This window comes from uncultured Psychrobacter sp., assembly GCF_947500265.1.
In the GTDB taxonomy this organism is placed as follows: domain Bacteria; phylum Pseudomonadota; class Gammaproteobacteria; order Pseudomonadales; family Moraxellaceae; genus Psychrobacter.
In genome coordinates this window covers 113,630-138,785 of record NZ_CANMRN010000008.1, presented here as the reverse complement: position 1 = coordinate 138,785, position 25,156 = coordinate 113,630, and the positions used below count along the sequence as shown (strand labels likewise).

General features: G+C 42.1%; 24 protein-coding genes. 7 read left to right on the top strand and 17 right to left on the bottom strand.

Annotation, left to right across the window (positions count from 1 at the left end; translation table 11 throughout):
* Positions 1–23: 23 nt before the first annotated feature.
* On the bottom strand, positions 24–317 hold the full coding sequence (locus tag Q0788_RS11820) for a hypothetical protein (RefSeq protein WP_298810924.1): 294 nt from the start codon (positions 315–317) through the stop codon (positions 24–26).
* 646 nt (positions 318–963) lie between these two features.
* Between Q0788_RS11820 and Q0788_RS11815 the strand changes: the two genes are divergently transcribed.
* A complete protein-coding gene (locus tag Q0788_RS11815) occupies positions 964–1,779 on the top strand; it encodes a hypothetical protein (RefSeq protein WP_298810922.1) in 816 nt (271 codons plus the stop codon).
* Between the two features lie 37 nt (positions 1,780–1,816).
* Here the strand turns inward: Q0788_RS11815 and Q0788_RS11810 are convergent, their stop codons facing one another.
* The 5 genes from Q0788_RS11810 to Q0788_RS11790 form a co-directional block, all read right to left on the bottom strand.
* Entirely contained in the window at positions 1,817–2,812 is a 996-nt protein-coding gene (locus Q0788_RS11810) for a glycosyltransferase (RefSeq protein WP_298810920.1), read from the bottom strand.
* 46 nt (positions 2,813–2,858) lie between these two features.
* Positions 2,859–4,160, bottom strand: coding sequence for a hypothetical protein (locus tag Q0788_RS11805; protein ID WP_298810918.1), 1,302 nt, complete (start codon positions 4,158–4,160; stop codon positions 2,859–2,861).
* On the bottom strand, positions 4,160–5,473 hold the full coding sequence (locus Q0788_RS11800; RefSeq protein WP_298810916.1) for a glycosyltransferase: 1,314 nt from the start codon (positions 5,471–5,473) through the stop codon (positions 4,160–4,162). The genes Q0788_RS11805 and Q0788_RS11800 overlap by 1 nt, the downstream gene beginning before the upstream one ends.
* Positions 5,474–5,663: 190 nt before the next feature.
* Positions 5,664–7,175, bottom strand: coding sequence for a glycosyltransferase family 2 protein (locus tag Q0788_RS11795; RefSeq protein ID WP_298810914.1), 1,512 nt, complete (start codon positions 7,173–7,175; stop codon positions 5,664–5,666).
* Positions 7,176–7,655: 480 nt separating this feature from the next.
* Entirely contained in the window at positions 7,656–8,531 is an 876-nt protein-coding gene (locus Q0788_RS11790; protein ID WP_298810911.1) for a LysR substrate-binding domain-containing protein, read from the bottom strand.
* Between the two features lie 112 nt (positions 8,532–8,643).
* On the opposite strand from Q0788_RS11790, the gene Q0788_RS11785 reads away from it, so the two are divergent.
* Together Q0788_RS11785 and Q0788_RS11780 are read left to right on the top strand one after the other, a co-directional pair.
* Positions 8,644–9,360 carry an SDR family oxidoreductase gene (locus Q0788_RS11785; RefSeq protein ID WP_298810907.1) on the top strand — a complete coding sequence of 239 codons (717 nt, stop codon included), beginning with the start codon at positions 8,644–8,646 and terminating at the stop codon, positions 9,358–9,360.
* A 126-nt stretch (positions 9,361–9,486) separates the two neighbouring features.
* On the top strand, positions 9,487–10,365 hold the full coding sequence (locus Q0788_RS11780; RefSeq protein ID WP_298810904.1) for a DMT family transporter: 879 nt from the start codon (positions 9,487–9,489) through the stop codon (positions 10,363–10,365).
* A 225-nt stretch (positions 10,366–10,590) separates the two neighbouring features.
* Here Q0788_RS11780 and Q0788_RS11775 read toward each other — a convergent pair whose 3' ends face one another.
* From Q0788_RS11775 to Q0788_RS11755, 5 genes are all read right to left on the bottom strand, one after another.
* Positions 10,591–11,511, bottom strand: coding sequence for a homocysteine S-methyltransferase family protein (locus Q0788_RS11775; RefSeq protein WP_298810903.1), 921 nt, complete (start codon positions 11,509–11,511; stop codon positions 10,591–10,593).
* 178 nt (positions 11,512–11,689) lie between these two features.
* Positions 11,690–12,367, bottom strand: coding sequence for a DUF4377 domain-containing protein (locus Q0788_RS11770; RefSeq protein ID WP_298810901.1), 678 nt, complete (start codon positions 12,365–12,367; stop codon positions 11,690–11,692).
* Positions 12,368–12,545: 178 nt separating this feature from the next.
* Positions 12,546–13,046 carry an META domain-containing protein gene (locus tag Q0788_RS11765; protein WP_298810898.1) on the bottom strand — a complete coding sequence of 167 codons (501 nt, stop codon included), beginning with the start codon at positions 13,044–13,046 and terminating at the stop codon, positions 12,546–12,548.
* Positions 13,047–13,377: 331 nt separating this feature from the next.
* Positions 13,378–14,505, bottom strand: coding sequence for a zinc-binding dehydrogenase (locus Q0788_RS11760; protein WP_296210452.1), 1,128 nt, complete (start codon positions 14,503–14,505; stop codon positions 13,378–13,380).
* Between the two features lie 127 nt (positions 14,506–14,632).
* On the bottom strand, positions 14,633–15,310 hold the full coding sequence (locus tag Q0788_RS11755; RefSeq protein WP_298810895.1) for a glutathione S-transferase family protein: 678 nt from the start codon (positions 15,308–15,310) through the stop codon (positions 14,633–14,635).
* 464 nt (positions 15,311–15,774) lie between these two features.
* Between Q0788_RS11755 and Q0788_RS11750 the strand changes: the two genes are divergently transcribed.
* From Q0788_RS11750 to Q0788_RS11740, 3 genes are all read left to right on the top strand, one after another.
* A complete protein-coding gene (locus tag Q0788_RS11750; RefSeq protein ID WP_298810893.1) occupies positions 15,775–16,686 on the top strand; it encodes a LysR family transcriptional regulator in 912 nt (303 codons plus the stop codon).
* A 315-nt stretch (positions 16,687–17,001) separates the two neighbouring features.
* Positions 17,002–17,310 (top strand): DUF1272 domain-containing protein, encoded by a 309-nt coding sequence (locus tag Q0788_RS11745; RefSeq protein ID WP_101204529.1) that lies wholly within the window; start codon positions 17,002–17,004, stop codon positions 17,308–17,310.
* 123 nt (positions 17,311–17,433) lie between these two features.
* Complete coding sequence (locus tag Q0788_RS11740; protein ID WP_298810891.1) at positions 17,434–18,015, top strand: hypothetical protein; 582 nt, start codon at positions 17,434–17,436, stop codon at positions 18,013–18,015.
* A gap of 152 nt (positions 18,016–18,167) precedes the next feature.
* On the opposite strand, the gene cueR is transcribed toward Q0788_RS11740, so the two are convergent.
* The 5 genes from cueR to Q0788_RS11715 all read right to left on the bottom strand — a co-directional run bounded on the left by cueR (position 18,168) and on the right by Q0788_RS11715 (position 22,902).
* Entirely contained in the window at positions 18,168–18,560 is a 393-nt protein-coding gene (gene cueR / locus Q0788_RS11735) for a Cu(I)-responsive transcriptional regulator (protein WP_298810887.1), read from the bottom strand.
* A gap of 76 nt (positions 18,561–18,636) precedes the next feature.
* Positions 18,637–21,114 (bottom strand): heavy metal translocating P-type ATPase, encoded by a 2,478-nt coding sequence (locus Q0788_RS11730; protein WP_298810884.1) that lies wholly within the window; start codon positions 21,112–21,114, stop codon positions 18,637–18,639.
* A gap of 355 nt (positions 21,115–21,469) precedes the next feature.
* Positions 21,470–21,838 carry a hypothetical protein gene (locus Q0788_RS11725; protein WP_298810882.1) on the bottom strand — a complete coding sequence of 123 codons (369 nt, stop codon included), beginning with the start codon at positions 21,836–21,838 and terminating at the stop codon, positions 21,470–21,472.
* A 105-nt stretch (positions 21,839–21,943) separates the two neighbouring features.
* Positions 21,944–22,339 carry a hypothetical protein gene (locus Q0788_RS11720; protein ID WP_298810879.1) on the bottom strand — a complete coding sequence of 132 codons (396 nt, stop codon included), beginning with the start codon at positions 22,337–22,339 and terminating at the stop codon, positions 21,944–21,946.
* A 317-nt stretch (positions 22,340–22,656) separates the two neighbouring features.
* On the bottom strand, positions 22,657–22,902 hold the full coding sequence (locus Q0788_RS11715) for a hypothetical protein (protein ID WP_298810876.1): 246 nt from the start codon (positions 22,900–22,902) through the stop codon (positions 22,657–22,659).
* A gap of 467 nt (positions 22,903–23,369) precedes the next feature.
* On the opposite strand from Q0788_RS11715, the gene Q0788_RS11710 reads away from it, so the two are divergent.
* On the top strand, positions 23,370–24,083 hold the full coding sequence (locus tag Q0788_RS11710; RefSeq protein WP_298810872.1) for a hypothetical protein: 714 nt from the start codon (positions 23,370–23,372) through the stop codon (positions 24,081–24,083).
* 83 nt (positions 24,084–24,166) lie between these two features.
* On the opposite strand, the gene Q0788_RS11705 is transcribed toward Q0788_RS11710, so the two are convergent.
* Positions 24,167–25,081 carry a LysR family transcriptional regulator gene (locus Q0788_RS11705; RefSeq protein ID WP_298810871.1) on the bottom strand — a complete coding sequence of 305 codons (915 nt, stop codon included), beginning with the start codon at positions 25,079–25,081 and terminating at the stop codon, positions 24,167–24,169.
* Positions 25,082–25,156: the final 75 nt, after the last annotated feature.

The following is a 25,156-nucleotide window of genomic DNA, read 5'->3' as shown; positions in this document are numbered from 1 at the left end:
ATAGGGTATCGGTCTTGCTTGGTCTATCTTGATTTCACAACGACCATTTTTTGTGCTGGATGTTTGTCTTTCACAACGATTACTTTTTTGGCTTTAGGTTTCGCTACGACAACTTGCTTGGCCTTAGGTTTTGCTTTAACCACGACCACTTGTTTCGCTTTGGGCTTTGCTTTGACCACGACCGCTTGTTTTGTTTGATGTTTGTCTTTGACCACGACAACTTGTTGGGCCGCATTCGCTGGACCGATCATAGCAAAGCAAGTAGATACGGCCAATAGTGAGCTGATAGCGATTTTTTTCATGTTGAAGTTTTTCATAGTAAGGTCCTTTTAGGCTGATTATAAGTAAGCGTGTTTATTGAATGGTTAAAGATATCTGAATTGAAATTCGCTTTATTGAATAAATAGATAATAGCAAGTTATAGCGTTACGTACTTTTATGAAAGTTAAAGAAAGGTGACTTTTTCTAGCCGATACTGAACCATTAATACAATCTTAGGAGCTTTTTGCTAAGGGTCGGAAGACTAGCAACACTCTAGAGATGATACTTACTGAAGATCAACCTATGTTTCCTTACTGATTAATTGTGAGATAAATGGAAGATGTTGTTACGGCAATGAGCTGAGATAGATAGCTGATGATATATCATCTACTAAATAAAAGAATCGTCATCTAGGAATGACTCAATTAGAGTATCAGTGATATAGAAAGGTTTTCTATATGATTTAGAAGAAGTGCCAACGAATAGTACTTATCTACTATGAAATGTTGCGACTATCGCATTCTGGTAGGTCAGAAAATTGAAATAATGGCAAAATATGATTTTTGAGTTGAATAAGTAAGAAGTGGCAGACTTTTATTAAGATAAGGCTTTATCCGAGTATAATAGAGGTAAAGCTTTTTCTATAAAAATCGCTAATAATGCTAAAGTAGCAATCAAAAGTTTACATTAACTAAGGTTGCCATGTCTAATACAGAAAAACCAACACTTAAACAGAGTATCTCGCTATCAGAGAATAGCGGATATATATCTAATGACGTAAGCACAGCGAAGTCTGCTTTCTTAACACTACCAGTTGTTATACAGACTGCACTAGAGGAAGCTAAACGAGTCGTGCTAATTGCAAATAATCCTGCTGTCACCACGACGCAGCTTGAGATGCTAATACAGCCCGATGATATACTGGTGTTATTTAATCACTTTGTTCATGCTGATTTTTTTGCCAGCCATCAGTTAGCTAGTTTACTGCCTAAGTTGCTGTTTTTTCGACAGATTGGCGACAGCAAGCTGCATTTTGGCCTACCGCCTAGAAGCAACCATATATCAGTGATGGAGCAAATGTCAGAGACCGCGCCATTAGGGATATTGACGAGCAACCAGTCTTATCAGTTTCCAACATTAGCTGATGATCCAAGCCCTAATGACGATCCTATCACTGCTCATCGCATCTTAGATATTCCTTCGAACATGCAAAAACTATTATCAAGCCCTACCTATCACAGTGTGCTATCAGAGCATCATAAAGTCGTTGCTGACTATCCATGCTTTACCGATATTCATTCGTCAGCACCCTCATCAGGTTTTCTGTTATATCGGCTGATGCTGGCAGCTCGAGCATACTTACACCATGTTCAAAAGACAAAACTACCGTTAGAGATAGTAATGATCGGCTTCAATGACAATGATAAAACTGCTCACTTTTGGCATGGTCATAATTGGGATTTTGAACGTCAGGAAATGAGTCGACTACCTAAAGGAGTGACTATTCATCGGTACTAGAATATTGGTTAACTAAGATATGTTTAGCTAGAAATAGTTAAACATAAGGAGCGTCTGGGCAATGAGCGCGCTTTATCTCGTTATCGTTAGGCTCTCGTTGTACGGCTATCAGTGATGATTGTTCTTCGGTCCAATCAATCAGCTCCATATCGGAAAACTGTGACAACCATCCTGTCATGGGCCAACAGTGCCATTTTTGATAGAAGCGATTGGCATTGACAATGATACTGTCCAGATGGTTGAGGGGTGGCCGGTAGACACTATGCTGCTGATGGTAAGCGATATCAGCAGTAAGGTAAAAATCGATACCTAATCGACGTGCTGTAAAGGCAAAATCGGTATCCTCTGCGCCATAACCTGTATATTGGGTGTCGAAACCGCCAATTTTATCAAAAGTCTGTCGATTGATAGCGAAGCATAGGCTCCAAAATGCACCGTAATCATCAGTCTGTTTGATAGCGGTTTGCTCTGTTAGAGCTTGGTTTGAATCAGCTTCATCAAAATTATAACGATAAGGGTTATAGACAGACATCTCGTCTAAAATAGAGAAAGGCAAATGATTGGTTTTTAATAGTGCATTTTCTTCTACTGATAATGGTCGCGTTAGATAGCGCGGTTGACCCATCAAAAGCACACTAGGATATTGCAGAAGCTTCTTATACATTTGCTCAATAAACGTAGGCGCTACGATACAATCAACATCCAAAAAAATCAGCATATCGTGAGTTGCCTGCAACGCTCCAAGATTGCGATTATGTCCGATATCAAACTCTGTAGTTTTAATATCATCACCGTCATTCACAGCTGATTTAACCGTAGTCGGTAACTTCACGATATTTAATGAAAATTCAGCTAACCGATTGGGATCGGCGTCGTCGTTGACGATAATGACTTCGGCTGGCTTTACACTACTATTTTCTAGACTGCCGAGTAGGTTGTAGAGATGACGATTACGACCATAGCAAGTCGTAATGACGGTCATCGGTACAGTATCAGAAGTCGTACTCGCGTTACTCGTTGGCTGAGTGGTCATCGCTTGTCTTTACCTCGCTATCAGGTTGCCTTTTGTTTTTAATAAGTCAGTATTTAATTGTTGATTCGGGTGTTAAGTCGAGTCGAGGAAGCAACCAGTTTTCAAACCAAAGCTTAGTAGTAGGATAATCAGTCGTGCTATGCATAAACACTTGAGCGCCTGTTGACGTAGCTGCGTTGGTTTCCTCACTGCTACCTTCCTTAATGTTATTTTTTTCAATACTATCAACCGATGTAGTGGGGTGTTGTTTGCTTCGAGCATTAATCACTTGATCAAAAGATTCAGGTTGACCATCATTGACACTTATTAAGGTTTTAAACTGCTGCCAATTTAGCGCTTTGTTTTGAGCGACTAACGCTTCAGCCATGACGGCCTGTTCATTATGCGGCCTGTCATCAGGCACTACTATGAGCGGCGTATCGTAATGATACGCTTGCGCAACAGCGTTTAGGCCACAGGCCATCATCAAATAATCGCTATGACAAATAAATGGTATGACGTCATCTACCTCAGCTGAGATATCGACATAACATCGTTTGTCATCGTCTATAGGCCCGAGAGAGACAATTAATGCATTGGGTAGCAGTGAGCGCAACTCCGGTAGTTTTTCGTCAATCGCCTTGTGTCCACCGTAGCCTTTGATAATGGTAACAATAGGTATTGTAGCTTCGGACTTGTCTATTAATTGAGCTTCGATAGATGGTAGGTTTGTAGATTTAAGATCAGAAGTTTCGCCACCTACGCTTAATTTTTCCAAAATATCTATAAAGCTCTCATAAGTGTATGACTCGGTTTTTTGAGAGTAGATAAAGTCAAGATAGAGCGTTTTATCACAGACCCATTCGGATGTCTGGGCAGACTCTAACGCTTTAGGATAAGGCGCTAGTAAGGCAAGCGCGCCAGCGAAAGCACCCAAATGTGGCGCATCGTCGCGAATACCCGGAAGCCTAACGTAAAGGTAAGGAATACTTGCCGCACGGCAGAGCATGGCCACCTCGACGCTGACATCGATAATCATCAGATCGATCTTATGTTGAAAGATAGTATCTAGTATTTGGTGACTGCGTTTTTGGATATCGGTATTGCCTACGGGCGAGTAGTGTAGGCTGGCTGGTTGCCAATATTCTCCCGCACGACCTGCTAATATGTCATCGGGTCGTTCATCTTCTGCATTCAAACGCACGATTTGTTGTTCATTAATAGCGGTAAAACGATAGCTATCTATATCTAAGCTTGTAAATACCGTTAATTGCGATCTTACGTTATTAGGTAGCAATGCAGCCAGTTTGTCTGCCTGTCGGCAATGTCCTGAGCCGTGATGATGAGCATAATATCCAATACGCATCATTATGATCCCTCAGAAAAGCTAACAAGATTATTCTCAGTTTCAACTGGTGCTTGAATGGCTTGATTAAAAAATTGCAGGGAGTCTTTTGTTAAATCAGACAGCTCATAGCTGTTGATACCGTTAATACTATTGATATAGCTTTCTGAATTGTCTTTTATCAACACCGTTCTATTTTTTAACGCTGCTCGGTACAGTTCCAGATAGCCGTCTACCATGGCTGACACTGAACAAAACTGTAAGGCGCGGTCACGACAGGCTTGGCGTGATATGTTTTTAATCGTAGCAAAACCATTGATAAAGGCGGCTTTGTCTTTCTTAGGTACGATGACTCCTGTCTCTGGAGTAATGATTTCGGCACTGGCTCCAGCATTGAAACCAATGACTGGTGTGCCACATGCCAAACTCTCAGCTAAGGTCAATCCGTATGGCTCATCCCAAGTACTGGTAAACAGCATGGCAGTTGCTTGGCACAAGTAATTGTTAATCTCGTCCTTGGTGACATGACCTACGTAACTGAATAGTTTGTCATCGCCATTCTTACTGTCTTTAAATAACAAAGGGGCTACTTTTTGATTAAAGTAGTCTTCGTTGCTTTTAGGTCCTGCTATGATAAGTTTCTTCCCAGCTTCCATACAGTACCGCATGGCTAAATGAGTGCCTTTCTCAGGGCAGATGCGTCCATACCAAAAATATACCTCGTTATCGCTACCATCAGTATTGCCAAGCGATTCTGTATTGGCAATAAAGGATTCGACATCGATGCCGTTATACACCACTTGTGAAGGGACAAACTCAGCGAATAACTGCTGTTGGTGCTTACTAATCGCTGTAAATTGAGTGGTTGTACCAGAGCGCAGTGTTAAAAGCGCCAAACGTAACTGTGGAAAAATAGGCGTATGAAAAGTGGTAAAAAACCTTTCGCCAAATGCTTGGCCTGTCATCATCGGAATGTGATGCAGACTGTGATTATGTACGATATCAATCTCACCGCGCTCATCACGTTCGATAATATCTCGTAAGGCTATCTGATAAGTGAGATATTGATACATCTCTTCACGGCCCATGGCGACCGTTTCATGCTCATTATCATAGACCATCTTATTAAACTCATGACGAGTCAATAACGGCACCAACGTTGCTTTCGTCTCGCTATCTTTATGAGCGTAAAGCAATACCTCATGACCTTGCGCCACTAGCTCGTCACAAATCAATTGGGTAATCATTTCTAGACCACCCGCGTAAGGCTGGGCAATGGGATACAGTGAATGCGCAATAATGGCAATACGTAGCGGTGAATTCGAAGACCTAATCATGTTTTTAAGACCTTTATAGTTATAAGCATCATGGCTATAAGCGTTTTGGTTAGTAGAGTGGTATATAGGGAACCTAGTATAGAAACGATAAAAGACAATAGAATGACCTTGTTTCAAAATTGGCTTATATAAATCGCAAGTTTTTACGAATCGCTATCTTTATAAGCACTAGTTTTATAAGTACTGATTTTTACGAATCGATGGTTTTTTTATCTTTAAATAAAGACGTCGCATAAGATGTCGTGATAGTCGTCTTCTTTTCATGGGCTACTTTTAAAGTCTGTCTCAGAACCTTACTCATACTTGGTATGTCTGCTCGAGCATCAGAGAAATTATCTATTGCGACCTTGGCTGCGCTTAGTTTGAGAATACAAACTGCCGCTGCACATATAAATAGTACTGGTGAGTAGAGCGGTGAAAACGGTGCTACAACTAGGACTGTAATGATATTTAGCACCAATAGCAGTTTTGGTAACGCCGCTATATTCTTAAGAAATAATGACTGACGATTTTGGATATAGTTCTGTTTAGGTGTACAGACAAAAGGTTTCTCTCGTCCCCACAGCACCGGCAGCCATGACAAGGCGCCAATTTCCCAAAAGTTTAAGTGCATCAACCATGCTCGTATCTTTCTGCCAAAACGTGGCTGATGGTTGTCATCTACTTGTTGATTGAGAGGCGATTGATCACGGCAATAAGCCCACAACCGTCTAAGGATAAAAAACGCATAGCCTGCATAAACCACATATAGAGGGGCAAGCATCGATACGTCAGCGTTATTTACTAAGAGCATATCAACCATCACCAGTAATGAGCAGATATGCAAAAGGATAAAAAACCCTGTGAAATTTACCCAAGCACTCAGCTGAGACAGATGAGCGCGTATATATGCTAAACGTTCACTCATACTTTTGGATTGTGAGACATACTGAACTGGAGAGTTGTGCGGGACTGACAAGTAATCCGTGAGCACTTGCATATTGCCGTAGATCCAGCGTCGGCGTTGACATATCAGGTCATCTAGCGTGTTAGGTAGTAAGCCTGTGGCAATAACTTCTGGCACAAACTGACTGCGAAAACCTTGTCGATGCATAAGCACGCCCATCTGAGCATCTTCAGTGATAGAGGCGCCTGACCAGCCTCCTATACTCAAAAGATCTGAGCGTCGAATGACTGCGTAAGTACCCGTTGATAAGGTGCGATTGCGATTAAAAGAGCGATACAGATGATGATTAAAATAGTGATTCAACTCGCTATGCGTATCTAGCTGTCCTTCATTACGATAAAACTGCGGAAACTGCAGTAGGGTATGTTCAGGATATTGAGCGATAGCCCGCGTAATAGAGGCTCTAGCATGTGGTAATGCTTGGTAATCACTATCGACCACCACAATGTGACTACAGTCTGGACTCATCAACCCAAGTGCCAAGTTTAAAGCACCCGCTTTGAATCCTTCGACACGATCAATGTGATAAAAATGGACATTCAGCTCAGCGTTTAAGCTTTGGCAAAATGCTGCCAACGGCTCATATAACGACGTCTCTTTATTATTATTATCGATAATCAAAATCTCATCGTGTACTTCTTTTACTGCTAATAACGACTTTATCGTGGCAATCACCAACTCTGGAGGCTCAGCTCGCGTCATCAATTGAAAACTGAGTGCTGCGCTAGTCAAAGCTTCTTGTGTGTTAGCAGTCATGTCTGGTCCTTAGGCATATACAACAAGTTAAAATTTATATAAAGAAGAGTATGCTTATAGGTAATGTAAGTACTTGTATCCTCAGTCATTTAATGAATACCAATGCATACTAATACAAAATTAAGTAATGATTTAGCCGATAATTGTTTGTGATAAATTAACTGTGTAAGTTGTACGTAATGTGACATAAAAACTTAGTATTTTAATCGCGTAAAAATAGGGCGTTTTTTGATTGAGAAGGGGATAGGTAGCTGTACTTTACTTCTGAGTTAGGGTAGTTAGTAAAAAGATAAAACGAGGAAAAAAGATGAGGATAAGAAAGTAGGAAGGTCTGCATCGTTATGCTGAAGAACGGCTGTAGTGGGATAGAAAAGCACGACTAAAATCGTAGTTAGCCTCAGAAGCTAATTACGTTAATAAGTTTGAGATTAGATTATTTATATTGACGTTTAGCTTAATGCTTAGCTATCCCTGACTAAATCAAGCCAGTGCTAAATGAGTGATACACCAGTTCCAGACAGCGTCGACAGTCGGTGTTGATGACGAACTCTTTTTGCGAACGAGATAATAATCTAGATCGACTGTTAGCGTTGACTCACTTACCTGAACCAATCTTCCTGCATTCAAATCCGCTTGTACAAAAGCCTGACAAGCAATCGCAACACCTTGACCCGCTAGCGCTGCATCTAAAGCCAAAGCGGTTTGATTAAATACAGCGCCAGCTAGCTTATCTGTGGTACCAAAAAATCGTGGCCAATGATGATGTGAGTCATGGAGCAATGGCATCTCTTGTAGCACTTCAAGTGATATGGGCAGTTCTCTATTGGCCATTAAGTGAGGGCTGGCCACGGCTACAAGCGTTTGTTTAAACAGTAGCTGAGTATCAAATGCCGCAGGGAATGGTGGGCGTGTCAGGCGTACCGCGATATCTACCTGATCACGGTCAAAATCTGCAACGGACTCGGTCGCTACAGTACGCAACTCGACATCAGGGACCGCAGCAGTCAAAGCAGATAAGCGCGGCAGTAATAGCTTAGTGGCAAAAGTCGGCGTCACGCTGATAGTGACAGTCTTAGGTTCTCTGAGTAGCTGAGCTGTTGCTTTATCCAAAATCTTAAAAGCTCGAGTAACTTCTGCAAAGTAAACAGAACCTTGGCTGGTGAGCGCCACGCCTCTTGGTAGTCTTTGAAACAAAGGAAAGCCGATATGCTCCTCTAGCATTCTTACCTGCTGAGCGACCGCGCCTTGTGTCACAAACAGCTCATCCGCCGCCGCCCGAAAATTAAGATGACGCCCAGCAGCCTCAAATGCACGTAAGGCATTGAGCGGTGGCAATGTACGATGGCTGTTTGGCACTTTGTTTTCCTAGACTGTAGATTTTCTACAGTCTAGCATCTTTTATTATGATGTTAGGAATCTGATTTTATTGGTTATGATAAATGAAACGATAACTAATGGAGAAAGACAGATGAATAATATTATAACGACAAAAAAAGTAGCGCTTATCACAGCAGGTGGGTCAGGCATGGGTGCTGCCGCTGCTCGTAAACTTGCAGCAGATGGTTATCATGTCGCTATTTTGTCTTCCTCTGGGAAAGGTGAGGCTTTAGCAAAGGAGCTGGGCGGCATTGGTGTTACTGGCTCCAACCTTATTAATGAAGATGTACAGCGCTTGGTCGATTCGGCGATGCAACAGTGGGGACGTATTGATGCGCTTGTAAACTCTGCTGGTCACGGCCCGCGCGCACCTATTTTAGACATCACTGATGAGGATTGGCATAAAGGGCTAGAGGTTTACTTTCTTAGTGCGGTACGTGCAATTCGTTTGGTCACGCCAATCATGGTCGCACAGGGTAGCGGTGCTATCGTCAATATATCTACCTCTTGGGTAACGCAGCCGACTGCGCTTTTTCCTACGTCAACGGCTTTTCGTGCCAGCCTTGGCGCTTTTACCAAGATTTTCTCAGATGACTATGCAGCAAAAGGTGTGCGTATTAATAATGTCTTGCCTGGTTGGATTGATAGCTTACCTGAAGTCGATGAGCGACGTGAGAGTGTGCCGATAGGACGTTATGGTACCTCTGAAGAAGTCGCCTCAACGATTGCTTTTTTATTATCTGAAGCTTCTGGATATATCACTGGTCAGAATATAAGGGTTGATGGTGGCGTCATTCGCTCTGTGTAACGAGTCAATCAATACAAGCCTATTGATACAAGATAGTTAATACCAGACTGTTAATACAAGCAATAAAACACTGTCGACGCTAGCTGTTTGAAAAAAGCAGCTCATCTATTTGTTAAGGTCAATGTTATGTTTCGAGCATATGCTGCACTGGTGCTCCTCGGTATCATCTGGGGATCGAATTTTATTTTTATGAAATGGGCAACGGCTCTAATCAGCCCCTCACAAACCGTATTTTTACGCTTGCTATTTGGGTTCTTGCCATTGGTTGCAGTTGCTTGGCACAGCAAAGTAATTACTCGGGCGCAGTTACAGCATTTGCCACACTTTATAGTGATGTCAGTGCTCGCAACGTCTTTTTACTATTATGGATTTGTCGCAGGTACGGCGCTATTGCCCAGTAGCATTGCAGGTTTATTAAGTGGTTCAATCCCTATATTTACCTTTTTGGGCGCGGCGCTATTCTTACCTGAGGAGCGTCCGACCAAGCAAATGGCGATTGGACTTGCGCTAGGATTTGCTGGTATCGCATTAAGTGCGCGACCATGGCAAGGCGCTACTGGTGTCTCTCTCGTTGGCGTTTTGTGGATGTTGGCAGGGTCTCTGAGTGTGGGTGCATCTTTTGTATATGCGCGGCGCTATCTGTCTCCTTTAAAATTGCCACCACTGGCGTTAGCCACTTGGCAAGTGGGGTTAGCCGTCATAACGCTTTCCGTACTCATTGATTTTGATGGTATAACCCAGCTGACGACAGATACTAGGGCAATGTGGGGAACGATACTTGGTCTGGGTGCTTTGGGTACTGGCGCTGCTTTTTTGATTTATTATTTTATTATTGAGACGTTAGGTTCAGTGCGGGCTGCTGGTGCTACTTATATTGCTCCAATCGTTGCTGTCATCATTGGCGCGATAATTGGCGAGGACATTACCAGCTTAGAAATTATAGCGTTGGTACTGATTCTAAGTGGGGTCCTACTAATACAAACGGGTAGACAGACTTCAGGGTAGCGGTAGGAAGGGTAGGCTGTTAAGAATAAAATACGCATACTTATGACAAGCTAGTCGATGATTTCATTCAAACCTGCAACTGCTACTGAATTTTTCGATACGCTTACAGCATTAGCATCACGACCAGCAACATGCCGACCATCAAATAACATTCGATGGTCGTCAGCATGATGAATTCAATATTCTAACTATCTTACAATTTTCTATATTCAGATCAGCCTATGTCTATACAGTAGCAGTAAAATGTTGGCTTAATTCCTGAATATGCTCAGGGCCAATACCGCAGCAGCCACCGATTAATGAAGCGCCTTGTGCTTGCCACTTTTGTGCCCAGTGCAGATAGGCAGGCGGGGACAAATCATCACGCACTTCATTAAGCGTATCATTTGCCGCAGCATTTTTTGGTTGCGGCGGGAAGGCATTTGCATAAGCGCCAAGTTTGATATGCTGCGCTTGTTTTGCTTGCAAGACGGTTTGCGTGACATCTAATGCTTGTTCGATGACATCAGGTTGGCAGCAGTTAAAGAGTATCGCCTCGACATTGAGATCAGCCATCGTTGCCACAGCTTCCTCGACGGTTTCTCCTGAACGCAGACGTGGTACATCGATATCCATACTGTCTTCTAAAGTAAAAGCTACCCATAGCGGTTTATTGTCTGTATCTAGCGTATTAAGTAGCTCACGAACAGCGATAGACTCGGCGATTAGACTCTGAGTCTCAGCGAGCCAAAAATCGACATACGGATTTAGACCTTTGATCAGTGGGGTAGCGATATCCTCTACGTGGTCAGCATCAAACAAGTCTGCACGGTAGGAGCCAAACAGTGGCGGTATGGAGCCAGCTACTTTGGTTGCTGCGCCTTCTAGCGTCACTGCTGCACGTGCCATTTCACCTGACGCTGCTGCCAAATCTTGTGCTTGCGCCGCAAAACGTTCCTCGCCGATATGAAAAGGTACTAGCGCGTAACTGTTGGTCGTAATGACTGCCGCGCCGCTCTTAATATAGGCACGGTGTACATCACGAACGATCTCTGGCGCCTCTATCATTGCCAGTGCTGACCATTCAGGTTGACGAAACGGTGCACCGCGCTTCGCCAATTCTCGTCCCATGCCACCATCAATAATTGTGGTTGTATTTATTGGCATAACGAATCCTTCTTTATTATGAGTAGACAAACCTATGGAGGTGTTATTGTTAAAAATAGAATTATTCAAAGGAGCGAAATACTAGGCGTAATAAACGTCAGATGCAACCACAGGTTGAATAATGTTAACAATTAATCGTGTGGTTGCTTGTCTGTTTAGAGGAGGTATATCTTAGATACTAAGGCTGGGTTCTTTTCTTTTCAATGACTTGTATCAGTTTGCTCTGCACTGACGATGCATCAGCAGGTGGTCTAGCAACGGCTGTATTTTTTATAAGCAAGGTATATTCATAATCAGGCTCATAATCAAAACCCTCTATACCACTATATCTATACTGCCAATCTACTTGACTATCGACTTGGTCAGCTGGCTTTGTTAAAAAGCAGGATTGTGGCGCAACGCCTACGCAGTCTACTTGATGGTCAGCGACAATGATTTTGCGTAATATATACGGCATGGCACGTACAGTTAGCTGACGCTCGCCATCTGGCTTTGATTGATCGCCTGTTGATTCTACGTCACCTTTAACTTCTATATAGTCACCCATCGTCAATTTTTGCATTTGATAAGCATTCTGCTGACCAAAATTAGCTTTGCTAATAGATGCGGTATAGGACTTTCCATCTTGGGCGACGATAGTGACTTTTTGCTGATTTCTGTCTTGTGAAGTAATACCCGTTACTTGACCGATTATCGCTTCAGCGCTGCTTGGTTTTAGGGTGCTTATGAATGAGTTACTGTCTTCAATCTGGCTGACACTCGTTTTATCATTCGAGTTGGCTTGGTTGTGACTGCTACACGCAGTTAGAGAGGATGTGGCAATGAGTGCCAAAGTGCAAAATTTAATAAACGACATGACATATCCTTATTATGGTTGATCTATATATTTATTTTTAATGCTCTATGAAACGGTCTAGAGCGGTTTTTGTTATTGTTTTGATGCTGAGGCTAGCAGTTTGTTGATACAAATAATGCCTCGCTGATTCATAGTGAGGCATTTTTCATAAATTTAAGATAGAGCTATGTAACAGTCCTTAAGGTGTTTTTGTTTTAGGAACTGCTTTAAAGTGAGCTGTCTGATTGTCATTCTTGATGACTAATACAGGATTGTTATCGCTATTTTTACCAAAGCTATATTTGCCTTGTACTGTTGTGGCGGCAGCACTATCAAACTTTGCTAAGTGTTCAGGGCAGGCCATTCTAGTGCTTCTGATTGCGCTCAGTTCTACCTCGCCATTCGTCACACTGTATCCTGCGCTCATATTGTTGCAGGTATTCATAAGGCTTACCATATTGCTGCCTTCAACAGTCATAAAATTCAGCGTTAATGGTCTTGATGGATCAAAAAATAACGCCTCAATCAAATCTCCATTATTAAGCTTGGCATCTATAAGACGCCAGTTATTCGCCTCTAACGTCTCTGCTGTGACTGGCTGTACGGTTGGTTTGGTAACACTAGTCGTTGTTTGGCAGCCAGTCGCAAATGCACTCATAACAAGCGTGGAGGCCGTCATTATTTTCATTATATTTTTCATAGTAATCTCTCAAAAAATAGATAGTTTAAAATGTCTAATATTTTTATTTAAAAGTTAGCGTGTCTGGATTTTAATTATCACAAAGAAGTCATATAACTACAAGGACGCTTTGATTTTCAGATAAGGAGTCTACAGAAAGGCAATACTCGAAAAGACAATGTTCATAGAGTCAGCATTTAAAAAGGCTAAGTTACCGCCTTTTACTTACATCGTTCAATAACAATTAAGTACAAAAAAAGCAGATACCGTTATCAGTATCTGCTTTTTATATCAAAAATCAGTCTATGAGAAAGTTGCTATATCTTAAGTTATAACAGCTTTTTAGACATTATTAAGCTTGAGGCTTGATCAAGTACTTCTCACCAGTCGCCTGTTTGCCATAAGCGGCGATTGATTTTAACTGTAGCGCTTCTTCTAGGGTCACTTCATGCGTATAGCTGCTCGCAAAGGTGGTGGTGATTTCTTCTGCCACGCGTTTGCGCATGGACTGAACCGTTTCACTACCAAGTTTGCCAAGTGCATTGAACAATAAGAATCCATTCACACCCCACGCAAAACCAAAGTTACGGTTTAAGGTGATCGGACCACGGTCTAAGGCACCATAAATATAAGCTTGTTTAAAGGTATTTGAGCCATAGACGCTGTATTCTTCTACGTCACGAGTAATAGCTGCCTCCATACAGTTTAGAATATCGCTGGTGAGCTTACCGCCACCGATAGGGTCAAACGAAATCGTAGCGCCTGTTTCAGTAATCGCGGCGGTCAAATCGGCAAGGAACGTCTCGCTGCTTGAGTTCACCACATATTTTGCGCCCATATCGCGCAATAGCTTTTCTTGCGAGTCTTTACGGACGATATTCACCAAATCAACACCGTCTGCCATACAGATACGGTTTAGCATTTGACCAAGGCTAGAAGCAGCTGCTGCATGTACGATGGCTTTGTGACCTTCAGCGCGCATGGTTTCGACCATTGCCAGTGAGGTGAGCGGGTTTACAAAAGACGATGCGGCCTCGGTAGCAGTCGTGCCATCTTGCATCTCTATGCAGCTTTTCACATTCACACAGTGATACTGACGATATGTACCGCCACCAATCACCGCAACCATTTTGCCCATGAGTGCTTGTGCGGCTTCTGATGAGCCTGCTGCGACGACTGTACCAGCGCCTTCGTTACCGACTGGCGTATCTTTATTTACCCGCGTTTTGAGTGATGGCATGAATTTCGCAGGCACATCAGCGGTAATGATCGGGCTGTCATCAGTGCCTGATTGTACAGCGGTTGACATATCAGCGGCGCTGAACATCACACCAAAATCAGAGGGGTTCAATGGCATGGCTTCCATGCGAACGACAACTTCGTCAGCACCGGGCTGTGGCATCTCGATGTCTTTTAAAGACAGGGTTAATTTGTTGTCATCACTGATGGTTGAAACCAGTTGTTTATTTTTATCGGTCATAAGATTTGCTCCTGCAAATAGTTGGATTTTTAGACCAATCCCTTTACGGCATTGGTCGTTCTTTAGATTATCGAGTTTTAGTAATTTTCTTAATGTGGCTCATTTTTAGTGGCCACACTGTCATATGTTATTTAGCGTTTGCGGCTTGGATTTGAGCTTTAACGTGTTGCATAAATTCAGGCATGTTTGCTTGACTGTCTGCCTGAACGCTTTTTGCAATGTCGGTTTCACTCATGGCTTTGTTCCATTCTTTCATGCCGTCCACTTCTGCCAGTACATCCCACTCAAGCTGAGTCGCTCCAAAAGCGTTGACAATAGTGTTGACGTGATGCACATAGATGTCAGCCATGGTGAATTGCTCGCCTGCAATCCAAGGCGAAAATTGACATAAGCGATTCATAGCAATAATACCGCGGCCCAATACTTGACGGACTTCCTCTTTGACTGCGTTAGGTGCTTGAGTACCAGAAAATACATATGGAATCAGACGACGACTTGGTAGCTCAAAATATAGCTCTGCTATTTTCATAATCTGACGTACAGTCGCGCGTTCTGCTGCATCGGTAGGATATAGCGGCTTTTCAGGATACGTTTCTTCCAAAAAGTCACAAATCACGTTAGATTCTGACAGATTAAAACCGTCAGGCATGGTGATGGCAGGTACTTTACCCACTGGACTGACGGTTAGTAGATCATCGCTACCAGCGTACAAAAGGTCCTCTTGGAACGGAATGCCCTTATATAAAAGAGCGTGTTTTACGATGTTGTAATAGTTGCTTGCAGCAAAGCCGTGCAAAGTAATCATAAGTCATTCTTCCATTGTTGACGTAAAAGTTATTTTTAATCGTGTTTTCATTGCAACGTTTATGGCGTGTTTGATATTCACAAATAGGCACTGCTGATTGCTAAAACGGTTCCAGACAAGGCGTAAAACGACGGTAATGCTCGTGCCTTAACTAGATTTACAACACAGTATGGGGCAGTTTTAGCATCAGCTCCAATATAAACAGAAGGAGACAGGACTATTTTTTGCCACTTCATTGTTAAAACATAGACGCTTAGAATGACTAAACTTACTATTTTTAACGTCGAACTGTCTAAAAAATAGTTTCTGTCAGTGCCATGGTCGAATATCAAGCACGCCCTAAGTTAAACACATTATTACTGGTTTTAATGTGGTTATATATAAGGAATAACGTGAATCACTATTGCTTTTAAGACAATAATAAAGCGAGAATACTCAAATGTTCATCTAAATGGAGAGGTCAGTTGGATCAATTACGTGCCATCAAGTATTTCAGCAAAGTCGTAGAAACGGGCAGTTTTACTAAGGCGGCAAGTGCATTCAAAGTGCCGCCATCCTCACTATCAAGACGAGTATCTGATTTAGAAAAGAGCTTGGGCGCGACACTGTTAAAGCGTTCGACCCGAATCGTTAAATTGACCGAAGTAGGGCAGGTTTATTATGACGATATGCAGCAAGTATTGGATCAGCTTGAGCAAAGCAAAGAAACAGTACGCAGTTACCAAACGACGCCAATGGGACGGTTACGCATTAGCTCTATGGTGGGTTTTGGTGAAAAAATACTGCTACCACTGTTGGATGAGTTTGGTGAGTTGTATCCAGAGATTGTGCTAGATGTCAGTCTCAGTGATGAGTTATCAGCATTAGGACGTGACGATGTCGATATTGCGATTCGCGGTGGTTATGCGCCAAATGAGCGCGTGCTTGCCATTAGGCTCATGGACAATGGGTTTATACCGGTTGCGTCGCCCAGTTATTTAGAGATGCATGGTGCACCTAATCATGTAATGGAGTTAAAGGAACATAAAGGCCTGTATTTTAAAGCGCCAAACGGGCCAACGCCTTGGCTCTGCTATGTGGACGATCAGTGGCATGATGTCTCAGGGCCAGCAGTCGCAATTTCAAACAATGGACCATGGCTAGCAAAAAAGGCTTGTGATGGTGAAGGGGTTTTGATGTCCACTCGATGGGCATTATCCTCATATCTTAAGTCAGGCGCATTGCAAGAGATTAAATTTGAGCATCCATTAGCAATCACGCAGCACGCTGATATGGCCGTATATCTGCTGTATCAAAAGCAGCGCTATCTAGTGCCTAAGGTAAAAGCCGCCGTCGATTTCTTGGTTGAGAGGATAAAAGTAGGAAGTATAAAATAATAGCCTAAGCAGAAATTTTATAATCAATTCATACTAGTTAGATTTTCTGCTAGTCTAATCCGCATAGGCGCGGGCTAAAATTCTCGAAATACTATACGTACGTGATAGTAAAGAATCGAATAATGGGCTAGCAAGAAAGTTGAGATCTCCTGATAATAAGCGTAGTAGATTATCTGAAGATTTACGACCAGTTTTGCTATTAATCATTAATTGGTAGGCATCAAAATATAACAAGTAGCTGCTATGGGCTGCCACACGACTTACGCTCTGCAGCCCAAGAAAAAAGCCCTAGGTGAATTAAAATGGAGTTGATATATGCTAGAAATTAGACCTAATTGTGAATGTTGTGATAAAGATTTAGTACCAGATTCTACCGAAGCAATGATTTGCACATACGAATGCACTTTTTGCGTCACATGTGTAAATGAAATACTAGAAAATGTATGCCCAAATTGTGGCGGTGGTTTTGTTCCTCGACCTATTCGACCTAAAATGGCTAGACGTATAGGTTTAAGTATCAACCATCAGCCTCCTTCAATTGAAAGAGTACATACCAAATATAGCATTGAAGAACTCAAAGAGTTCTCAGCAAAAGTTAAACACACAAAACCTGAAGATCGATGATTGATACATTCATATAACAAGCAGTTTAAACGGGAATAAAAAAGTTGGTTCGGCTGCGCTCAAAATGCTAACACATGTTTTTTGCAGTTTAACTCGGCGTTATGTTTATAGAGGTTTACTTGCATGGATTTGCGACCTACATTACAAGAAGAAATTTTTTTAAGTCTTGCTTACAATAGGTTTTATGATCTTGCCGATGAAATAATTGAAGACTCATTTTGGGAACAAGAAGACTGGTATCGTTTTAGCAAAGTGATTAACCTATTTTCAGTTTATGCAGAGTTACTAGCTTATGAGCCCTTTAAGTATGTTCTTGAGGCAATTAAGAAACAAAGACCTCCAATGGAATCTGAAATTGGTGGCCCATTGTTTAAATTTATTAGAAATACTTTTGCTCACTTTCCCTTGTTTGAGAGTTGGAATGAGGTTTGGTTAACAAAAGGCTTAGTAAATTGGCAAAAAGAAGGGTTAACCATTGATCGATTTCTCCAAAAGTACGCTGGTCATACCGAAATAAAGTATAGCTTCTGGGAAGCTGAGAAGAAAAAAATGACATATATAAGTATCAATTTTCCAGAACAATATGATGATAAAAAAATATATTTAAGCGAGATTCTTTCCGAAAAAGATGGCGTAAAGTTCTCGCTTATAATGATGCGGAATATATTAAACACACAAGTAGAGTCTATTAAAAACGGGATATAACAAGCATTTGAAGCGGAACTGCTAACAGTTTTCTCGATTATGCTTCACTATACATTTGAGTCAGATAATACTCACAACTTATGACTGCGTTACCACCGACCACCATTCTAGTTATGCAAAACAGCATAACGCCTTCTAAGTTGGGAAGTACCCTATTTAGCCTGCCCAAGATCATCCAGAATAGCGCAATCTGAATTATCATCGCCTGCACAATGATCAAAAGAGTTCTGTAGCGAGTCGACCATCTCCTGCAATTGGGCAATTTTTTGATTCAGCGTTGTGATGTGCTCTTGTGTCAGTTGCTTAACATCCGCGCTCTGACGATTGGTGTTTTTGCGCAGATACAGTAACTCTTTCATTTGCTTGGATGAAAACCCCAAGTCACGAGAGTGTCTCAAAAAGCATAAGTCGTCTATATCGTCTTTAGAATACAAGCGATAACCTGAGCTCGAGCGATTTACTGTTTCTAGCAAGCCAATCTGCTCATAGTAGCGAATCATTTTGGTAGAGATGCCGGATTTTTTGGATGCTTGACCAATATTCATATTTCTCCTCCTAACCTAGAAAGGGTTTAAGCATTAATGTTTAAACCCTATATGGATATCCTTTACGATTCTATATTTACTCTGTAATGACGGGTACTTTGAAATACTTCAAGCGTAACGCATTACCTAAGACAAAAACAGAAGATAGTGCCATTGCGCCTGCCGCAAAAATGGGTGAGAGCAGGATACCAAATGCTGGATACAAGACACCTGCAGCAATCGGGATCAAAGCAACATTATAAATAAACGCCCAAGCCAGATTTTGTCTGATATTGCTGATGGTGGCTTTGCTCAAGGCAATCGCAGTAGGCACACCTTGCAGACTACCTGACATTAGCACCACTTCAGCTGCCTCAATCGCAACGTCTGTGCCTGTGCCAATGGCCAATCCAACATCGGATTGAGCCAATGCAGGGGCATCATTGATACCGTCACCAACAAATGCCACTCGACCATATTGTTCTTGCAACTGGCGTATTGCATCCACTTTGCCTTCGGGCAACACTTCTGCCACTACCTGATCAATACTTAATGTTGCAGCAATGGCTTGAGCTGTATGGCGATTATCACCTGTAATCATGGCCACTTTTAAGCCTAACTGATGTAGTGCAGCGATGGCGGCATGAGTCGTCTCTTTAATAGGATCTGCAACGGCGATGATAGCGGCTAACTGCTGGTCAATAGATACATAGAGTGGGGTTTTACCTTCTTGCCCCAAACGTAGCGCATCTTGTGCAAAAGGCGCAACATCAAGCCCCAATTGTTGCATATAACGATCCGCCCCAATGTGAATCACTTGTCCTGCCACGTTTGCTTGAATGCCCAAACCTGTCATCGCCTCAAAGTCAGTGATAGGTAGCAGTTGAATATTCTGTTGTTCTGCGGCTTGTACAATGGCTAAGGCAATGGGATGCTCAGATTTTGCTTCAACCGATGCCACCACACATAGGACTTGTTCTTTCTCAAACCCTTGTTGGACTTGGAAATCCGTTAACGTAGGTTTGCCTTCAGTCAACGTGCCAGTTTTATCAACGGCTACTACGCTCACATCCTGAAGCATTTGTAGCGCTTCACCTTTACGGAATAGCACACCCAATTCGGCGCCACGACCCGTACCGACCATAATAGAGGTGGGAGTGGCCAATCCCATTGCACAAGGGCAGGCCACAATGAGCACGGCAACCGCATTGATTAAACCAAAAGTTAAGGCAGGGTCAGGGCCAAAAATCAACCAAACTATAAAGGTCAATGCTGATAAAAACATCACTGCTGGTACAAACCACATGGTGACTTTATCCACCAATGCTTGAATCGGTAATTTAGAGCCTTGGGCTTGTTCTACCATACGAATGATTTGCGCCAATACCGAATCTTCACCAATGGCCGTTGCCCGAATATTCACGGTGCCGTTTTGATTGATAGTACCACCGACCACTTGATCGCCTGCTTGTTTTTTCACAGGAACAGGTTCACCCGTAATCATAGATTCGTCAATATAACTGTGACCGTCAACAACCTCGCCATCGATAGGCACACGCTCGCCTGGACGAATCTCAACTATCATTTGTGCAGTGACGTCTTCTACAGGGACTTCAATGACTTTACCATCTTGCTGTATACGGGCCGTCTTTGCCTGCATGCCCACTAAGTGCTGAATGGCTCCAGAAGTACGACCTTTAGCTTTTGCTTCAAAATAACGACCTAATAATATCAAGCTCACAATCATAGCAGCGGCTTCGTAATAGACGTGCACCGTGCCTTCAGGTAACGCTTGCGGGATAAAGGTCGCTATGAGAGAAAAGCCATACGCTGCGATAGTACCAATCGCCACTAGCGAGTTCATATCTGGCGCAAAACGCAATAAGGCTGGCACGCCTTTTTGATAAAAGCGTCGGCCTGGAAAGAGTAATACCAGTGTGGTCAAAACAAACTGTATTAGCCAACTTTGCTGAGTGCCGAGGTTATTCACTACCCACATATGAAAGGCGGGAATCATATGCGAGCCCATTGCTAGAATGAATACGGGCAGTGACAACAGCGCAGAAAGTCCTAAATCTCGTTTAAGCTGATTTTGCTCTGAGGCTTTTTTATCTTGTCGATCACTTTGGTCTTGTTCTACCAGTTTGGCCTCGTAGCCCGCTTTTTTAACGGCCTCAATTAAGTCGCTCGTTTGTATTTGAGCATCGCCTTTAATCCAAGCGCGTTCAGTCGCAAGGTTTACAGTAGCTTGTTGCACGCCAGCGACTTTTGCCAAGGATTTTTCTACTCGTCCAACGCAAGAGGCACAGCTCATGCCTTCTATGGATAGCTCGATAGGCTTGGTTTCAGTCACCTTATAGCCTGCGCGCTCTACCGCTTTGTTTAACTGGGCTACATCTACAGGCTGCGATGAATAAACAGTCGCCTGTTCAGTGGCAAGATTTACCTCGGCGTTTTCAACGTGCTCAATGTTTTTTAATTGTTTTTCGATACGCCCGACACACGAGGCGCAACTCATGCCTTCTATGCTCAGCACTTCTTGATAAGTAGGGGCTTTAGTATTTTTTGTTTTCATAACAACCTCTGTCGTTTTTAACTATATTTTTAATCTTATTTTCAAATCTATAGCGACAGCATATAGGTTGACATCATGGTAAGGTCAAGCGTATTTCTTTGAATATTTTTAAAACATTACTCTTGAACCGTGTTGTGATGACGAGGTAAGGGTGCGGAAGGTTAAAATGAGAGGAATTTAGATAACAAAGGAGGGTATTGCCTATAACTTATCTTATGGAAACAAGGGCGGTACCCTAGTGAGGACTTGAACACTAGGCTGTAGGATGATGGTATCAACGTTTTAACTTGCTGAGATAGTCACAGTGTACTTCATGGTGTACAAAACGTTAGCTTATCAAGCTTAAGATTAGCTATCACCAGTAATCCTGCTCAGCTTTAGTAAGCCATTCATTAAAATTCTCGAATATCATGAATGAAGGCAAATCAGTAAGATCAACTACTATTACTCTTGGATCACCTGAACAATCATCGCCATCAAAGTAAGCCATCCATTCGCTGTTTTGAGCGAATGGAACTAAGTTAAAATCCTTAATTTTATTGTTTCTAAGACTATATGATAGTTTGGCTCCTTCAGTTGTAGAGTCTAAGAACCACCATTGAAAATATTCATCAGACTTGACTGTTTCTGTATTTTTTGTCAATTGGATGTAAGCAGCAGGATAAACGAATCCTACTGGTAATATTTCTGATGAATAAGGTTTAAAACTTTTTTGTTTGATCATTACTTTATTACCTCTGGGTCATATTAATCGATGCGCTATACAGGCATCGAACTGCTAGTGTTCGATATGAAATTAATAACTATAAAACACACGGCACAGATCACTTCAACATTCAAACAACATTTCTGCTTCTAAGCATGGTGTTTTACTTATAAGAATCATCCAATTAGTTAGTATTTTATGAAAGCTAGAAAAATTCATTGTTTCTTCTAGCTCTGTATCGTCATAACCCCAATAAATTAATACTTCACCCTTTCTAACCTCTGCTCCCCAAGATTGCCCCCACATGTCATAAAAGTTCAAGCTTCCTTGTTTTACCTTTTTAATTTCTTTAAGCCCTTCGTCCATCCAGTTTCCTAGATAGCTCAATCCAAGTCCTCCATCATCATTCAAGAGGTTAAAAATTAGTCCCTTTATATTTGAACTGTTTTCTAAAATTATACCTTCTGGATATAAATCTCCATTATTCCATCTATCAGTCCAAAACAACTTAACTAACATACCATTGTCCTTTTAAAAGGGTATACACTAAAGGAACCAGCTACTTCAGCCTTCAAATCTATTAATAGACTACTCAAAACAGACTGGTATAATGGAACCACTAATAATAGACCGCGAGCCTTGATACTCTAGATCCTCCCTAATTTAACGTTTCTCAAATTGTGAAGCGTCCTTAGAAAATTGTTTATTAATATTCTAAATTCACAGCATGACTTCATAACTTGTGCTACGCCCTGAGGCATCAGATTTTTTTAACATGCCTTTTTCTACCAAGTCATTAATATCCCTTAACGCAGTATCAGCCGAGCACTTAGTCATCATTGCCCATTTTTTTTGGTCAGTTTTCCATAAAAACTCGTTAGTAAGGTATTGAGCATAGGCACCTGTCTTGCATTTATGGCTTGTTGACGGTGCGGCTGCCAAAATTTTGCTTTGCTGATAATCTTATTGGTTGTCATCTGGGCAGATAGCATTGCTTGCTCTAGCGTCTGTAGAAACCAAGTTAGCCACTCAGTCATATCCGAGTCACCTTTTTGTGTGCGCTCTAGTATTTGAGCCAACATACTTAGGTCACACTATGCGGAGATTATCGCGGTTATTCGACGTATTCTACGTGTGTAGGCGCATGTTTATGGAAAGAGTGGCGTACGTACATTTGCTGTTCATTGATAAAAAATAGCCTTGATTTGACGGCGATTAGGATAAAGTAAGACAAATAGAGGTTAAGCGCACTACTTACCTTTACGCCATATGAGTCATTGATGCCAAAAAATCAGTCAGGTTATCAATAACCTTAAAATAGGGCAGGATAAATGACTAAGAATAAGATAAACTGCCCAGCGAGCGCTGATAAGGTGCGATAACTCTCGATAGCTTTCGATCAAGTCACTGTATTTGGCTGCTAGCGAATAAAACAACAATAATAAGAAATGCTGCTAGCAATGACAGAGTACACCGTCAACAGCAGGTGATATCAGCACCGTTAACACAAATTATTTATACAAGACCATTGATATTAAGGCACATCACTATGGAAGAAGTACCAAATACGATAGAACAAAGACCCGTATTCATGCCCAAAGTCAACAGTGACAATTTGGTAAAAACGGATATGGTTATGTTTGAGCGACATGTGGGATTTGCGACCAGACAAAAGAAAAAATCCATCAATGACTTACAGCAAGTCATTCGCAAAAAGTATGGATTTAAGCACGTGTTAGAGCTGTCTAGTAAATCTGGTAATAAGCTAAGCTTTCCTCTAAGCCCGTTTAGTTTAAAGATTACCGATGAGCATGATGGCAATCCATATAGTGTCGAAAATGCTTTTCAAGCCAGTATGATCTTTGAAGATGGTGGTCCTTATACGGATTTGCTTACCGCGCCACCAAGACAAGCCCGAAAGGATGAGCGATTGATGACCTCGGGCGAGCTCATTGGTTACAACTACTTTGGTATGGAATGGGGCGTAGAGCCGTTAACGACATTCTATGATTGGCTGTACGTGAATGCGCTCAAGCAAAACCCTCAGCTACATGAGGAAGTGATTCAATATCAAGGGTTTACTGATATTACTTTCAATCCTAAAAAATCTATCCATAGTGCAGCGTATGCGTTGGCGCTGTTTGTGGCACTGCATAAACGAGAGTTGCTCGATAACGTTGAAGACCCAATGGCATTCTATGACTTATGCAATAATTTTAAAATCAGTAATACTGAGCATCTATTGGAAGAAGGTTGGGTCTAATAGTTAGGTCAGCGCTCGCTTAAGTTTGCTTAAACCAAAAGCTACGATACATGATGTGTCGTGGCTTTTTTATGTCTCCATGTTTAGAGCTGTATATTCTCATCCCAATACGGCGGCGTGCCATAGTAGTCGGTCATAAAATCGATAAAGCATCTGACTTTGTGAGGTAGTAGTTTTCTATGGGCATAGACAGCATACAAGCCTAAAGGGTTAGGTTCATATTCTGGCAACACTACGACCAACTTGCCAGTGCTTAATGCTTCGCTAGCAATAAAAGTCGGCTGTAATATCAACCCTCCGCCTGCAATAGCTGCTTCAACGAGTACGTCTCCATTATTACTATGGAAAACGCTACGTTCTTTGAATTGTTTGGTCTTTAGGTATTTGTAGATTTGACCCTTAGTTTCGACATTCATATAGCTATAATGCAAATAGCGATGCGATTCTAAATCCTCAAGCTGCTTAGGGGTGCCATGAGTTTTGAGGTACTCGGGCGAGGCGCATAATACCACGCGAATCGGAGCAATCTGCTTGGCGATAAGCGACGAGCTTTGGAGCTGTCCGATACGCAGGGCAATATCAAACCCTTCTTCAACGATATCTACTTTTCGATCACTCAACTGCAGATCAACGGTAACTGACGGATAGCGCGCCTGAAAATCAGTGATGAGCTTTGCCATATGCTTTAAGGCAAAGGACACGGGCGCACTGATTCGCAGGACGCCTTTAGGATGCTGCTGTAAGCCGCCTAACTGCGATGCCATCTCATCAATACTTAATAAAATCTGCTGCGCATGCGTAAAGTATTGACTGCCAGCTTCTGTCAGGCTGACTTTGCGTGTAGTGCGGTTGAGTAGGCGAGTATGTAGTTCCTCCTCTAGCTTTGCTACATATTTGCTTACTAGCTGCGGCGAGAGCTGCATCGTAATAGCCGCTTTACTAAAGCTGCCTTCTGTCACTACCGCGACAAAAGCACGCATGGCATCGATTCTATCCATATCTGTCCCTATAATTCTCTCGATATCAAATTCATTATAAACATTATGTTGATAATTATTCAATATAACTGAGCT

What these genes read in the sequence shown, in the direction of transcription:
- Q0788_RS11820 (WP_298810924.1), bottom strand. Translation starts at nt 317, where the DNA reads ATGAAAAACTTCAACATGAAAAAAATCGCTATCAGCTCACTATTGGCC.
- Q0788_RS11815 (WP_298810922.1), top strand. Translation starts at nt 964, where the DNA reads ATGTCTAATACAGAAAAACCAACACTTAAACAGAGTATCTCGCTATCA.
- Q0788_RS11810 (WP_298810920.1), bottom strand. Translation starts at nt 2,812, where the DNA reads ATGACCACTCAGCCAACGAGTAACGCGAGTACGACTTCTGATACTGTA.
- Q0788_RS11805 (WP_298810918.1), bottom strand. Translation starts at nt 4,160, where the DNA reads ATGATGCGTATTGGATATTATGCTCATCATCACGGCTCAGGACATTGC.
- Q0788_RS11800 (WP_298810916.1), bottom strand. Translation starts at nt 5,473, where the DNA reads ATGATTAGGTCTTCGAATTCACCGCTACGTATTGCCATTATTGCGCAT.
- Q0788_RS11795 (WP_298810914.1), bottom strand. Translation starts at nt 7,175, where the DNA reads ATGACTGCTAACACACAAGAAGCTTTGACTAGCGCAGCACTCAGTTTT.
- Q0788_RS11785 (WP_298810907.1), top strand. Translation starts at nt 8,644, where the DNA reads ATGAATAATATTATAACGACAAAAAAAGTAGCGCTTATCACAGCAGGT.
- Q0788_RS11780 (WP_298810904.1), top strand. Translation starts at nt 9,487, where the DNA reads ATGTTTCGAGCATATGCTGCACTGGTGCTCCTCGGTATCATCTGGGGA.
- Q0788_RS11775 (WP_298810903.1), bottom strand. Translation starts at nt 11,511, where the DNA reads ATGCCAATAAATACAACCACAATTATTGATGGTGGCATGGGACGAGAA.
- Q0788_RS11770 (WP_298810901.1), bottom strand. Translation starts at nt 12,367, where the DNA reads ATGTCGTTTATTAAATTTTGCACTTTGGCACTCATTGCCACATCCTCT.
- Q0788_RS11765 (WP_298810898.1), bottom strand. Translation starts at nt 13,046, where the DNA reads ATGAAAAATATAATGAAAATAATGACGGCCTCCACGCTTGTTATGAGT.
- Q0788_RS11760 (WP_296210452.1), bottom strand. Translation starts at nt 14,505, where the DNA reads ATGACCGATAAAAATAAACAACTGGTTTCAACCATCAGTGATGACAAC.
- Q0788_RS11755 (WP_298810895.1), bottom strand. Translation starts at nt 15,310, where the DNA reads ATGATTACTTTGCACGGCTTTGCTGCAAGCAACTATTACAACATCGTA.
- Q0788_RS11745 (WP_101204529.1), top strand. Translation starts at nt 17,002, where the DNA reads ATGCTAGAAATTAGACCTAATTGTGAATGTTGTGATAAAGATTTAGTA.
- Q0788_RS11740 (WP_298810891.1), top strand. Translation starts at nt 17,434, where the DNA reads ATGGATTTGCGACCTACATTACAAGAAGAAATTTTTTTAAGTCTTGCT.
- cueR (WP_298810887.1), bottom strand. Translation starts at nt 18,560, where the DNA reads ATGAATATTGGTCAAGCATCCAAAAAATCCGGCATCTCTACCAAAATG.
- Q0788_RS11730 (WP_298810884.1), bottom strand. Translation starts at nt 21,114, where the DNA reads ATGAAAACAAAAAATACTAAAGCCCCTACTTATCAAGAAGTGCTGAGC.
- Q0788_RS11725 (WP_298810882.1), bottom strand. Translation starts at nt 21,838, where the DNA reads ATGATCAAACAAAAAAGTTTTAAACCTTATTCATCAGAAATATTACCA.
- Q0788_RS11720 (WP_298810879.1), bottom strand. Translation starts at nt 22,339, where the DNA reads ATGTTAGTTAAGTTGTTTTGGACTGATAGATGGAATAATGGAGATTTA.
- Q0788_RS11715 (WP_298810876.1), bottom strand. Translation starts at nt 22,902, where the DNA reads ATGTTGGCTCAAATACTAGAGCGCACACAAAAAGGTGACTCGGATATG.
- Q0788_RS11710 (WP_298810872.1), top strand. Translation starts at nt 23,370, where the DNA reads ATGGAAGAAGTACCAAATACGATAGAACAAAGACCCGTATTCATGCCC.
- Q0788_RS11705 (WP_298810871.1), bottom strand. Translation starts at nt 25,081, where the DNA reads ATGGATAGAATCGATGCCATGCGTGCTTTTGTCGCGGTAGTGACAGAA.